This is a genomic window from Nonomuraea sp. NPDC049419, assembly GCF_040676995.1.
GTDB classification, from domain to species: domain Bacteria; phylum Actinomycetota; class Actinomycetes; order Streptosporangiales; family Streptosporangiaceae; genus Nonomuraea; species Nonomuraea salmonea.
Window position 1 is genome coordinate 455,390 of the sequence record NZ_JBFAQB010000001.1, and the last position, 13,146, is coordinate 468,535.

Genomic DNA, 13,146 nt, shown 5'->3' on the forward strand with positions numbered 1-13,146 from the left:
GCATGGCCTATGAGTCGGATCGCAACGAGTACCTGGTCGCCCTGGGCTTGGCTGGACTGGCGTCAACGGTCATGCCGTACGCGCGGCCGCTGGTCGCCCTCATGGCCATGGTCACGATGGACCCGGCCGAGCAGGACCGGGCCGCGGACCAGTGGCTCGACGCGACCCCGGTCGGCGTGAAACCCGTCGCCGACTCGAAGGGGTCGCCGGGCGCGGCCGTCGGCGCCGGCGACCTCGCGGTCCTGCGCTCGGAGCTGAAGCGGATGGTCGCGGAGATCGGCAAGCAGGACTGGAAGGGCCAGGCCTACACGACGTTCCAAAAGAGGGCGGAAGAGCTCGATCGGAAGCTGGAGACGCTCGACAGGAACAGGGAGGGTTGCGGCCAGACGCTCAAGGCATCGGCCCACATCTCCCACTGGGTGCTGCAGTTCTTCAAGTGGATCGCCCGCGCTCTTGCCGGGTTCGCGGCGCTCGTGGTCGCCTCCACCTTCAATCCGGTCGCCCGCATCGCCGTCATGCAAAGCGTCATGAAGGTCGTGGTGAAGATCCACGCGACGGCTTTGCGGATCTTCACGAATCACCGCAAGGTCATCTTGAGGGTCGCGATGGCGGTGGGCGCGGCGGGTGTGGTCTATAACCAGGCCAGCAAGGATCTGCTGGCCATGAACGCCGTCCCCACCAAGACGCCGGACCTGATCGACGGAGCCATCCAGTACGACGTGGAAGAGGTGGACTTCACCAAGTCCCCGCTCGCCGAGGCGGGCGCCAACAAGCCCGATCTGGGCATTCTCGGGAACATGGGCGTCTGAGCCGGGCCCGCGTCACTTGCTCCCGGCCGTCAGCGGTGTCCAGGCGGCGGCCGGGTCCAGGGCGGGGCCCTGCGGGATCGCGTGCATGATGCTCGCCGGCACCGGCGCGACGTCGCCCGCGTCGTAGCCCAGCTTGGCCAGCACGTCGCCCGACGGCAGCGGGTGGCGCACGCCCTGATCGGTGATCAGGGACAGCGCGTTGTTCACCGCGTTGATCTGGCCCTCGCCCGGCAGCAGCCCGGCCACGACGGCGCTGCCCGGCGGCAGCAGGATCTGGTCGTACTGGCCCTGCACGGCCGAGCTCGCCGGGGTGGGGATCGGGATCTTGCTGCCCGCCGTCACCTTCGTGGCCAGCGAGCCGGCCTGTGTGGCGCCGTACACGATGCACAGCGGCACCGAGCCGTTGACGCCCATCACCTTCGGCATGGCCTGCGGCAGCGAGGTGTCCATGACGTTCGTCTTCGAGGGCGAGGCGTTGGCGGAGGCGGCGTCGATCGGGATGGCCCTGACGGCGGCCCTGCCGTACGCCTTCTTGCTCTCGGGGTTCTCCAGCAGGAGCGTGGCCTGCACGGGGGAGATGGGGGCGAGGCCGTCGGCGAGCAGCACGTAGTAGCGGGCCGGCGTGCCCTGCGCGGCCGGCACCGTGAACACCTGGCCGACCGTCGCGGCCACCTTGCCGCCGCCGCGGATCTTCTTGCCGCGCTGCTGCACCCGCGGCCCGTCGAAGTCGTGGCCGACGGGCAGCGCGTTGAGCCAGGCCGCCGGTACCTGCCGGGGCTGCGCGTTGAGGGCGCGCACGCCGTGCGCGGGCACCCGCATGCGGCGCTCGCCCCAGATGAGCCAGTTCTGGCGGCCGTCGGAGACCACCATCGCGTCCCCGCCGATCGGCCGGCCGCCGACGTCCTGCCCGCCCACCAGGCTCGTGTACGACTTGCGACCGAGGAGCTTGTCGGGCCCCTCCACCACGCACACCGACCAGGGCGCCTTGACCAGCTTCTCCTTGACCGGCAGCGAGTCGGGGGCCCCGGAGATGCCGATGAGCGGCCCGCGGGCGTAGTCGGCCAGGGAGGCCGCGGTCACGGTCTTGGTCGTGATCTCGGCGGAGTCGAGCACCAGCCGCGCCGAGACGTAGTTGGCGACCGGCAGCATCCGCCGCTGCTGCTCGCTGTAGATGTACTTGGCGCCGCTCTCCTCCTCGACCAGCAGCTGCCCGGGGTCGGTGAGCTTGGTGGCGTTGCCCGGCTTGATCATCCCCCAGATCCCGAACACCGCCATGATGAGTACGGCGACCAGGATGCCGCCGAAGGTGGCGACGTTCTGCCGCCGGGTGGGCGGCTCGGCCACGTCGGGCTCGGCCTGCAACAGGGCCATGCCGAGCCGCTGCTGCTGCAGCCGGTGGGCCTGGTAGAGGTCCTTCTTGGTCTGCACGGCACCTCCCTGCGACAAAACCCGCGCATCAGCATAAAGGCCCTGCCGTCTCAGCAGCCCCTCAGGTACCGCTGAGACGGCAGGGCCCTGCCGTGAACACCGCTGTGAACGTCCCTGTGGACGTCAGGAGCAGTGCTCGAACGGGCTGTCGTACTTGGCGGAGCCGATCGAGCCGCCCCACTTGACGCAGGTGCGCAGCGCCTTGGCGCGGACCGGGCCCGCGTAGTACTGGAAGCTGCCCTTGTCGATCGCCCGCTTCTTGCCCTTGACCTCCAGGTAGGCGGTCATGGACGCCTTTCCTGATGAGCTGTTGCGCAGCGCGACCACGCAGTTCTGGCCGTTGGAGGCGTTGTAGAGCAGCGCCACCCGGCCCTGGCTGCCCAGCGCGGCCGAGTCGATCTGCCTGAAGCCCGAGCCGCAGACCTGGGGCGCCGAGTACGGGTTGCCGCCGCCGCCCGGCTTCGACGTGTCGCTGGTCGGGGAGCTGCCCCCGCCGCAGTTCCTCGAGGTCACGGTCGCGTTCGGGTAGCCGAACCTGCTGCCGTTGAAGGTGGCCGGAACGATCTTGCCGGCGGAGGTGCGCACCTCGAAGTGGAGGTGCGCGGCCATCTTGTACTTGGCCGACGACTTGCCCAGCGTGCCGATCTTCTGCCCCTGCTTGACGCTCGCGCCCTTGGCGACCGAGCGGCTGTTGAGGTGGGCGTACAGCGTGACCGTGCCGTCGGTGTGCTGGATCTTGATGACGTTGCCGAAGCCGTCGGTGGTCCGGTACTCCGACATCACGACCTTGCCGGCGGCCGCCGCGACCACGGTACGGCCGAGGTCGGCGTCCCCGTCCGTCGCGCTGCCGTTGAAGTCGATCTCGTAACCGGCGGTGTGGGCGGAGCTCTTGCTGCTGCCCACCCACTTCTCCCCACAGGGGAAGGGGAGCTGGTAGGTGACGCCGGCGGCGGCCGCGCTCGCAGTGGAGACGGCCGAGGCGGGGGTCGTCCAGAGGAGGGGGAGCGCCGCGGTGACACACGCGCTCGCGATGAGGATCTTCTTACGCACGGCACCGAAGCCTGCCAGTTCGATGATCGACCCGGCTAGCGGTTTCGCCGGATGTTCACCGTAATGAGTCGATTTTTGTTGATATAAGGGTCGCGCCGGCGGGGTCACTCGTCCGGCAGGGCCGCCTGGATCGGGGTGATCGTCCCGGCCGTCACCAGGAAGCCGCGGCCCTGGGGCCCACCCGTCGCGCCGCGCGGCAGCCGGATCGTGAACAGGTCCCCGTCGGTCTGCCCCTGCACCGCGAGCAGCACCCCCGTACGCGCCTTGCGCGTCTCCGCCACGAACCCCCGGTACGCCACCGCGAGGTCCCCTGTCGTCCCCGCGATCAGCAGCCCGTGGTCGCCGTCCCGCCCGGAGCGCAGCACCTCCTCCAGCGCCGTGCCGAGCGGCCCGTCCGGGTTGATCAGCTCGGCGTCGTCCACCAGCACCACGTAGTCGTGCAGGTCGGCCACCAGCTCCGCCAGGTCGGTGGCCTCGCCGTCCAGCACCGCCACGGCGCCCTCCAGGTCCCGCAGCGGGCTGCGCCTGGGCGCGACCGCGACCACCGGCGTGCCCTGCGCGATCAGCGACCGGGCGGCCGTCACCAGCACCGACGAGCGCCCCGAGCGGGACGGCCCGGCGACCACCGCGCCGGGACCCTGCGCCAGCAGGTCGAGGCCCAGCGGCGCGAGCGCGTCGCCGCCCGCGCCGATCAGCGCCCACAGCGGCGACGGCGGGCTGAAGCCGGGCTCCAGCTCCATCGCCTGCGTGGCGGTGATCCGCAGCGGCAGCGCGTCCACCCGCAGCGGCGGGCCGCCCGCACCCCAACGCCGTCCCGCGGCCGGGCCCGCCTCCCGGGCCAGCGCCTGCAGCGCCGCCACCTGCGCGGGACCCGCCGGGTCGGCGGCGAGCAGCGCGATCTGGTGCTCGACGATGCCGTGCTCGCCCATCGACAGCGCCCGGCCCGGCGGCAGCACCGACGGCAGGCCCTTGAGCGGGAAACCCGCGAGCCCGTAGTCGGCGGCGTCGGACAGCCGCAGCAGCAGCCGGTCGTCGAAGACCGTGGACACCTGGCCGAGCAGCCCCGACCGGTCGCTGGTGACCACCGCGCGCAGCCCAACGGCGGGGCCCTCGCGCAGCAGCTGCAGCAGCGACTCGATGAGCCTGCCGTAGTCGTAGCCCTCGAACGCGGCCACGAAGCCCTCCCAGCGGTCCAGCATGAACACCAGCCACGGCAGCCGGTGCCCCGCCTGCCGGTACTCCGCCAGCGAGGCGTGCCCGGCCTCGGCCAGCAGCTGCTGGCGCCGCCCCACCTCGGTCTTCAGCCGGTTCAGCAGCCGTTCCATGCGGTCGAGCTGATCGCGGGTGATGACCGCGCCGCAGTGCGGCATCGCCACCAGCGGCAGCAGCGCGCCTGAGCCGCAGTCCACCGCGTGCACGTGCACGTCGTCCGGGGAGGTGCGGGCGGCGATCGAACCCGCGATCGTGCGCAGCACCGTCGAACGCCCGCTGCGCGCCGCGCCCGCGACGAGCAGGTGGCCACCGTGCGCCACGTCGAGCGCCAGCGGGCTGCGGTCCTGCGACCACGGCCGGTCGGTGATGCCGAACGGCAGCGGCCGCACCTCGTCGTCCTGGGCCGGCGGGCCTGCGGGAAGGTCCAGGACGAGGCGGTCGGGGAGCGGCTCAAGCCACGGGCTCGGCTGCGCGGGCACGCCCGCCAGCTCGGCGGCCTCGATGAGCGCGTCGGCGACCAGCGTGAGGTCCGTGGTGGCGGCGTCCTCCTCGTCACTCTGAGGGGGCGGCGGCAGCGGCTTGCCGAGGGCGCGCCAGCCCACGTCAAGCACCCGTACGCGGGCCGCGTCGCGCTCGCCGCCCGCCGCCGGGCCGCGCCCGCCCACCCTGGCGGTCTGGACGGCCACCGCCGCCCCCGCGCCCGAGCGCACGTAGCACCGGCCCGGCGTGTTCTTGGAGATGTGCGCCGCGTCCGGCTGGTCGATGACGTCGGCCGACTCGGCCGGCTCGGTCACCCGCAGCGCGATCCGCAGCGAGGTGTTGGCCTGGATGTCGGCCGTCACCACGCCGGCCGGCCGCTGGGTCGCCAGGATGAGGTGGATGCCGAGCGACCGGCCCCTGCGGGCGATGTCCACCAGGCCCGTCACGAAGTCGGGCAGCTCGGCCACCAGCGCGGCGAACTCGTCGATGATCAGCACCAGCCGGGGCAGCCCCGGCCCCTCGTAGTCATCGATGTCCTTGGCCCCCGCCGACAGCAGCAGGCGTTCCCTGCGCCTGATCTCGGCGGCCAGCGAGTCGAGCGCCCGCTGGGTCAGGTGGCCATCCAGGTCGCTGACCATGCCGACCGTGTGCGGGAGCCGTACGCACTCCTTGAAGGCCGCCCCGCCCTTGTAGTCGATGAGCACGAACGTCAGCTGGTCGGGCCTGTTGGCCACGGCCAGCGAGCAGATCAGCGTCTGCAGCAGCTCCGACTTGCCCGCGCCGGTGGTGCCGGCGATCAGCCCGTGCGGGCCGTCGAGCTTGAGGTCGACCGAGAAGGGGCCGTCGGGGCCCACCCCGATCAGCGCCTTCGTGCTGCCCCGCTTCCCCCACCTCGCGGCCAGTTCCGCGGCCGAGGGCGCCGGCATGGCCATCAGGTCGAGCAGGCGGGCCGCGTCGGGCAGGTTGCCGCCGGGGTCGTCCCTGCTCACGTCGCGGATGGGGGCGAGGGCCCTGGCCAGCCGGTCGCACCAGGCGGGCGAGACCCGGTCGGACAGCACGGGACCGATCACGTCGAGGCCGCCGCCGCGCAGGTGGACGAGCCCGTCGTCGCCGCACGCGGCCACCGTCTGGCACTCCTCGGGCAGCAGCCGCTGGTCCTCGTCGATGGCCAGCGTGAACACCCCGGCGCGCGGCCCCTGCCGCAGCACCTGCGGCATGTTCGGCAGGCCGCGCAGCACCTGGGCGCCGTCGAGGATCACCAGCACGTCGTACGGGCGCACGTCGTAGGAGGAGAACGTGGGCTTCTCGGGCCCGCCGAGGTCGTCCCAGCCGGTCGGCACCTTGCCCAGCTCGGGGATCGTGGTGTTCTGGCGCTCGTCGATGAGCGCGGCCAGCTCCGAGACCCGGCGCGCGGCCGACTCGGGGTCGGTGCCCACCAGCACCACGCACTCCTGGCCTGCCTGCGGCGTGCAGTGCGGCAGCCAGCGCAGCCAGCCCCAGCGCCGCTCGGCGTCCGCGTGCGCCGACACCACCACGATGGCCAGGTCACGCGGGCTGTGCAGGGTCGCCGCCTGCGCGATCAGCCAGCCGGCCAGCCCGGTCGCCGCCGTACGCGGGCCCGTCACGCCCGCCACGCCCAGCCGGCGCATCGGCAGCGCGACCGGCACGGAGCGGCAGACGGGCGGATCGATGGGCCCGCCCTGCTCCTCCGACAGCTCCAGGTCGGCGGGCAGGTCGGCGAGCCCCACCCGCAGCCGCAGCGCGTCGGAGTCGTGGATCCTGCGCTCCCACAGCCGCCGGCGCGGCCCCGTCGCGGTCAGCAGCACCTGGGCCGGGTCGGGCGCGTCGGCCCGGCGAGCCGCCTCGTCGGCGGCGCGGGCCCGCTCGACGGCCTCGTCGTACGCCCGCACCTCCTCCTGATGCTCCCTGACCGCCTTCTTGTACTGCTTCTTGCCGTGCCGGCGGTCGCTCCACCACTGGCCGATCATGATGATCGGCGTCATGAAGGCGACGAGCAGGTAGTACCACTGCTTGAGCGCGATCGCCAGCGTCAGCCCGAGCACGGCGGGCAGGCACGCGGCCAGCAGCTGCAGCCGCATGCCCTCGCTCCTGGTGGGCGCCTTCGGCTTGACGAACGTGCGCTGCGGCTCCGGCCTGCGCAGCCGGGGCGGCCGGTTGTAGGCCACGCCGCCCTCGGTGAGCGGCGCCAGGTGCGCGTCCTTCGGCTCGATCGAGGTGAGCACGAACACCGAGGAGCCGCAGGTCAGCACGGCCTGGTCGGGCCACTCGACGGGTTCGGTGACCGGCGTGCCGTCCAGCTCGGGCACCTCGCCGTAGCCGGCCGACAGCTCCGCCGCCTGCCGCTCCGCGGTCCGCGCGGTGAGCTCGGCGACCTCCTCGGCCCAGCGTCCCTTGAGCTTCAGCTTCGGCGCCTCGCCCGGCGGCCGCCAGGCCGGCTCCACGGTGATCGACTCCGGTCGCACGCGTACGGTGACCGCCTCGGGCGCGAGCGCCGGGTCGCGTACCGCGATCGCGCACATCGGGTCGGCCCCGATGACGTGCACGCCGAGCCCCAGCCGGTGCACGGCTCCTGCGGCGGGGCCGCCGACCACGCGGACCTCGGCGACGCCGCCCGGCTCCTCGACGAGGGTGGCGCGGGCGAGCGCGGCGTCCAGCGTGACCTTGTCGCCGTCGCGCAGCACGGCGGTGACCTTGGCCGCGGGGTCCAGCGGGCGGCCGTCGCGCCACAGCACGGGCGGCCCCATGTCGGAGCGCCCGGGGCGGCGTGGCCTGGGCACGTGGGCGCCCGCGGCGGCGGGGGCGTACGGCGCCCGTGATGGGGCCCGTGATGGGGCCCGTGATTGGGCCCGTGCCTGGGGCAGGCGGAGGACGTCGGCCAGCGGGCGCTCGTCGCGGAGCGCCGCGCTCAGCCTGGCCACCGTGAGCCCGTCGTCGGCGTCGATCACGACGTCACGGTCACCCTGCCCGGCGTTGCGCTCGCCGCCGGCTTCGCCGGCCTGCCCATAACGGGGCCCGCTTCCCTGCCCATCACCGGGCCCGCCGATCACGGTGAGCATGATCCGCATGTGCCGTCTCCTGGGTCGACTTCGGGCGCCCAAAGTAGCGTCCGGAACGTGGCCGGGTGCGCCTGTTGACGGGAATGGCATGGCGAGCGAGATCAGGGGGCCGGAATCGCTGTGAAAGCTGTGACGGGAGTTACCCCAGAGGCGACGTGCCGGAAATTTCGAGATTCGTCAACTCGGTAGAAACGATAAGCATCGATGAATTCGGCTTGACACCATGTCACCTGCGAAAGAAGCATGGGTCACCGAATTCCGCCACCTCCGCCGGAGTGATCCCCACATAATGGCGTGAATTCCGCAATTCACTCCGGGAGCCCCCACCCATGAGGACCAGTGAAAAGCCTGCCGCCAACGCGGCGGGGTTGTCCGGGCCGGCCTCGCGCAAGCTCCCCGTGCCTCCCAGGGAACGCAAGCCCGCGCTCGCCGCGCTGGCCGTCCTGCTCATCCTGGGCGGGGCGCTGGCCACGACCATGCTCGTGCTCAACAGCGGCGACAGGGTGTCCGCCATTCGCGTCACGCAACAGGTCGGCGCGGGCCAGAAGTTCACCAAGGAGGCGATCGAAGAAGTGAAGATCGCCGACACCGGCATCGACTTCGTCGCGTGGTCGCAGCGCCAGCAGGTGCTCGACAGCTTCGCCTCCGTCACCATCCTGCCGGGCACGCTGCTCACCAATGAGATGGGCGTACGGACGAGCAGTGAGCTGGGCGAAGGAAAAGCGACCGTCGGATTGTCCCTCAAGCCAGGACAAATGCCAGCGGGAGTAGACAAAGGCGATCGCGTACAGGTGATTCTCGTACCCAGCCGGCAGAGCCAGGGAGAAAGCCGCGTGCTCGCCGCGAGCGCGCTCGTCTTCTCCGTGGGCGAGCGGTCGAGAAGCGCGGCCTCCGGCCAGATCACCGTGGTCGTCGACGCCCCGGCCGCGCCCGAGATCGTGGCCGCCGCCTCCGCCGGTGAGATCGCGGTGGCCGAACTTCCGGGAGCGCGCTGACGTGGGGCTCATCGTACTGGCGGCCGACAAGGGCGCGCCGGGGGTGACCACCGCCGCCACGGCGCTGGCGGCGGTCTGGCCGCGTCCGGTGCTGCTGGCCGAATGCGACCCCGCCGGCGGCGACCTCGCCTACCGCCTGCCCGCCGCCGACGGCGGCGTGCTCAACCCGGCCAAGGGGCTGCTCACGCTCGGCGCCACCGCCCGGCGCGGCCTGGAGGCGGCGCAGATCCAGCAGCACACCCAGAAGATCGTCGGCGGGCTCGACGTGCTCGTCGGGCTCGGCCACGGCGAGCAGGCGGCCGGCCTCACCTGGCTCTGGGGCCCGCTCGGCAGGGCGCTGGCTGCCATACCGGGCGCCGACGTCATCGCCGACTGCGGCAGGCTGGGCGCCCACCCGCAGCTCGGCGACCTCATCGCCGAGGCCGAACAGGTCGTCCTGCTCACCAGGGCCACCCTCGACCACGTCGCCCACCTGCGCGAGCGGCTGCAGATCACCAAGGCGCACGGCGTCGTCGTGATCGCCGACCCGCGCAACTACCGCGGCTCGATCGAGGACGTCCGCAGGATCGTCGGCAACACCGTGCAGTACGTGCACGGCCTGGCCCACGACCCCAAGGGCGCCGAGCTGCTGCGCGGCCAGTGGGGCGGCAGGCTCGACCGCTCCCTGCTCATCCGTACGGCCCGCGACCTCGCGCAGAGGCTGGTGAGCCACCGATGATCGACCACTCCCTCGTCAAGCGCTTCCGCCAGGAGGTCGGCGACCGCCTGGCCCACCAGCGCCGGCTCGACCAGGCCAACGGCCTGCCCCCGATGACCGGCGAGGACGAGCGCCAGTTCGCCAGGGCGCTGATCTCCCAGGTGCTGGAGGAGCACGCCCGCAACGAGATCGGCTCCGGCCGTACCCCGCCCACCGTGGAGGAGGAAGAGGCGCTCGCGGCCGGCATCCACGCGGCGCTGTTCGGGGTGGGCAGGCTCCAGCCGCTGCTCGACGACCCCCAGGTCGAGAACATCGACATCAACGGCTGCGACAAGGTCTTCGTCAGCTACGCCGACGGCCAGGAGCTGATGCACGACCCGGTCGCCGAGTCCGACGAGGAGCTCATCGAGCTCATCCAGATCCTGGCGGCCTACTCAGGGCTGTCGAGCCGGCCGTTCGACACCGCCAACCCCCAGCTCGACCTGCGGTTGCCGGACGGCTCCCGGCTCAGCGCGGTCATGGACGTCACGGTCAGGCCGGCCATCTCGATCCGCCGCGCCCGGCTCGGCAAGGTCTTCATGACCGACCTCGTCGGCAACGGCACGATAAGTCCGGACGTGGGGCGGTTTCTGGCGGCGGCCGTCGCCGCCCGCAAGAACATCATGATCGCCGGCTCCACCAACGCGGGCAAGACCACCCTGCTGCGCGCCCTGGCCAACGAGATCCCGGCCACCGAGCGCCTCATCACCGTCGAACGCGCCCTTGAGCTCGGCCTCGACCAGTTCCCCGAGCTCCATCCCAACGTCGTCGCCTTCGAGCAGCGCCTGCCCAACTCCGAGGGCCAGGGCGAGATCTCCATGGCCGAGCTGGTCCGCCGCTCCCTGCGGATGAACCCCAGCCGCGTCATCGTCGGCGAGGTGCTCGGCGACGAGATCGTCACCATGCTCAACGCGATGACCCAGGGCAACGACGGCTCCCTGTCGACCATCCACGCCAACTCCAGCATGGAGGTCTTCAACCGCATCGCCACGTACGCGCTGCAGGCCTCCGAGCGCCTGCCCATCGACGCCACCCACATGCTCATCGCCGGCGCCATCGACTTCGTCGTCTTCATCGAGAAGCGCAACGACTACCACCTCGGCGGCAAGCTGCGCCGCTACGTCTCCAGCATCCGCGAGGTCAACGGCTGCGACGGCCGCGTGCTGTCCAGCGAGGTCTTCGTGCCAGGTCCCGACGGCGCCGCCGTCCCGCACGCGCCGCTCTCCTGCCTGGAGGAGCTGGCCGCGCACGGCTACCACCCGGGGGGCTGGTGAGCATGCCGTTCACGTTCGATCCGCTCGCGCTGCTGGCCGGCGCCGTGGCAGGCGGCGGCCTGTTCCTCTTCGTCGTCGCCCTGTACGGCCTGCGCCCCCGCCCGGGCCGCCCCAAGCGCCACCTGGTCAAGATGCTGACCACCCGCGCCGCCGTGGCCGCCGTCGCCGCCGTGCTCGTCCTCGTCGTCACCCGCTGGCCGGTCGCCGCCGTCGGCACGGTGCTGCTCGTCTTCGCCTGGCGCGGCCTGGCGGGCGGCGCCGCGGAGGAGCGCGCCGCCATGCGCCGCCTCGAAGGGCTGGCCGCCTGGACGGAGTCGCTGCGCGACACCATCGCCGGCGCCGCCGGGCTCGAACAGGCCATCCCGTCCTCCATCAGGGCCGCCGCGCCCACGCTCAGACCGCACCTGCGGGCCCTGATCGACCGGCTGCACACCAGGATGGCCCTGCCCGAGGCGCTCGCCCGCTTCGCCGACGACCTCGACGACCCCTCGGCCGACCTGGTCGTGGCCGCGCTCATCCTCAACTCCAAGCTGCGCGGCCCCGGCCTGCGCGACGTGCTGGGCGCGCTCGCGGTCTCCGCCCGCGAAGAGCTCGACATGCGCCGCCGCGTGGAGGCCGAGCGCCGCGCCACCCGGCGCAGCGTGCAGATCGTGGTGATCACCGCGCTCGCCTTCGCCGGGCTGCTCGTCGTGTTCAACCCGTCGTACGTGGCCGAGTACGAGGGCTTCCTCGGCCAGGCCGTGCTCGTGGTCGTGGCCGGGCTGTTCGGCGCCGGGTTCGCGTGGATGCGGCGGCTGGCCAGGTTCGACAAGCCCACCCGCCTGCTGATGGGCGGTGCGGCGGTCGTCTCCGCGCCTGCCGCGGAACGGCCGGTCGTCCCCAAGGGAGGTGGTGGCCGTGGTTGAAGGCGCGATCGCCGGAGCGGTGCTCGGGCTCGGCATGTTCGTCCTGTTCCGTGCGCTCTTCCCGGCCCGTCCAGGACTGGTGGCGCGGCTGCTAGCGCTCGACGCCGTGCGCGAGGACGCCGGCGCCCCCCGCATCCAGCTCATACTGCCGGACGAGGAGGTCAGCGCGTTCCGGCGCGGACTCGGCGTCCGGCTGGCCGCCATCTACGGCGCCCGAGGCTGGGAGGTCAGGTCGGTCAAAGCGGACCTGGCCCTGCTCGGCCGCTCGTTCGAGGCGTTCCTCGCCACGAAGGCGCTGCTGGCGGCCAGCGGCCTGCTCGCGTTCCCGCTGCTGCTGGCCTGGCTCGTGCTCATGGAGTGGGGCACCTCCCTGGCCATCCCGTTCTGGGCCGCGCTGCTGGTGGCCGCGATCTTCTTCTTCCTGCCCGACCTGCAGGTCAAGAAGGACGCGGCGGCCAAGCGGCGCGACTTCCGCCACGTCGTCGGCGCCTTCCTCGACCTCGTCTCCATGAACCTGGCCGGCGGCCGCGGCGTTCCCGAGGCACTGATGATGGCCGTCTCGGTGAGCGGCGACCAGCCCAACTGGGCCATGGGCCGCATCCGCGACGCCCTCAGCGGCGCCCGGATCGTCGGCATCACGCCGTGGCAGGCGCTCGGCCAGCTCGGCGAGGAGATCAACGTCGACGAGCTGCGCGACCTGTCCGCGGCGCTCGGCCTGGTCGCCGACGACGGCGCCAAGGTGCGCGCCTCGCTCACCGCCAGGGCCGCCACGCTGCGCCGCCGCGAGCTGGCCGAGATCGAGGGCAGGGCGGGCGAACGCTCGCAGTCGATGCTCGTCGCCCAGCTCCTGCTCTGCGCCGGCTTCGTGATTTTTCTCAGTTTTCCCGCCGCTATGAAGATGTTGGGGGTCTGATGCACCATCCCTGGATCGTTTATCTCACCGCTTATCTCGGCGTGCGCGTCCACCGCGCCCGCACCGCGCCCACCCGGGGCGCGTCGGCCGTCGAATGGGTGATCATCACGGCGATCATCGCCGGTGTCGCGCTCGGCCTGGCCACGCTGATCAAGACGCTGGTCGAGAACCAGCAGAACCAGATCGAGCAGAGCTTCGGCGGCGGTGGCGGCAGTGGCGACGGCGGAGGTGACGAGGCCCCGTGAGAGCCCGGCCACGGCGCGATGA

10 protein-coding genes are annotated in these 13,146 nt (G+C 72.3%); 7 read left to right on the forward strand and 3 right to left on the reverse strand.

Going from position 1 to position 13,146, the window contains the following annotated elements:
- Positions 1-2: 2 nt before the first annotated feature.
- The gene (locus AB0K12_RS02265; RefSeq protein WP_364555049.1) at positions 3-809 is read left to right on the forward strand and encodes a hypothetical protein; all 807 of its coding nucleotides are present in this window, start codon (positions 3-5) and stop codon (positions 807-809) included.
- Between the two features lie 12 nt (positions 810-821).
- On the opposite strand, the gene eccB is transcribed toward AB0K12_RS02265, so the two are convergent.
- The 3 genes from eccB to AB0K12_RS02280 all read right to left on the reverse strand — a co-directional run bounded on the left by eccB (position 822) and on the right by AB0K12_RS02280 (position 8,065).
- Entirely contained in the window at positions 822-2,237 is a 1,416-nt protein-coding gene (gene eccB / locus AB0K12_RS02270; RefSeq protein WP_364555050.1) for a type VII secretion protein EccB, read from the reverse strand.
- Between the two features lie 123 nt (positions 2,238-2,360).
- Positions 2,361-3,287 carry a M23 family metallopeptidase gene (locus AB0K12_RS02275; protein ID WP_364555051.1) on the reverse strand — a complete coding sequence of 309 codons (927 nt, stop codon included), beginning with the start codon at positions 3,285-3,287 and terminating at the stop codon, positions 2,361-2,363.
- Between the two features lie 104 nt (positions 3,288-3,391).
- Positions 3,392-8,065: an FtsK/SpoIIIE domain-containing protein gene (locus AB0K12_RS02280; RefSeq protein ID WP_364555052.1), complete on the reverse strand. Its 4,674-nt coding sequence runs from the start codon at positions 8,063-8,065 to the stop codon at positions 3,392-3,394.
- Between the two features lie 320 nt (positions 8,066-8,385).
- Between AB0K12_RS02280 and AB0K12_RS02285 the strand changes: the two genes are divergently transcribed.
- Genes AB0K12_RS02285 through AB0K12_RS02310 form a run of 6 tightly spaced genes read left to right on the forward strand, consistent with a single transcriptional unit; the run spans position 8,386 to position 13,124 of the window.
- Positions 8,386-9,051 (forward strand): hypothetical protein, encoded by a 666-nt coding sequence (locus AB0K12_RS02285; RefSeq protein ID WP_364555053.1) that lies wholly within the window; start codon positions 8,386-8,388, stop codon positions 9,049-9,051.
- 1 nt (position 9,052) lies between these two features.
- On the forward strand, positions 9,053-9,769 hold the full coding sequence (locus tag AB0K12_RS02290; protein WP_345396327.1) for a hypothetical protein: 717 nt from the start codon (positions 9,053-9,055) through the stop codon (positions 9,767-9,769).
- Positions 9,766-11,061: an ATPase, T2SS/T4P/T4SS family gene (locus AB0K12_RS02295; RefSeq protein WP_364555054.1), complete on the forward strand. Its 1,296-nt coding sequence runs from the start codon at positions 9,766-9,768 to the stop codon at positions 11,059-11,061. The genes AB0K12_RS02290 and AB0K12_RS02295 overlap by 4 nt, the downstream gene beginning before the upstream one ends.
- 2 nt (positions 11,062-11,063) lie before the next feature.
- On the forward strand, positions 11,064-11,966 hold the full coding sequence (locus tag AB0K12_RS02300) for a type II secretion system F family protein (RefSeq protein WP_364555055.1): 903 nt from the start codon (positions 11,064-11,066) through the stop codon (positions 11,964-11,966).
- Positions 11,959-12,879 (forward strand): type II secretion system protein, encoded by a 921-nt coding sequence (locus AB0K12_RS02305; protein WP_364555056.1) that lies wholly within the window; start codon positions 11,959-11,961, stop codon positions 12,877-12,879. Before AB0K12_RS02300 ends, AB0K12_RS02305 begins: the two co-directional genes overlap by 8 nt.
- Positions 12,879-13,124 (forward strand): hypothetical protein, encoded by a 246-nt coding sequence (locus AB0K12_RS02310; RefSeq protein ID WP_355411205.1) that lies wholly within the window; start codon positions 12,879-12,881, stop codon positions 13,122-13,124. Before AB0K12_RS02305 ends, AB0K12_RS02310 begins: the two co-directional genes overlap by 1 nt.
- Positions 13,125-13,146: the final 22 nt, after the last annotated feature.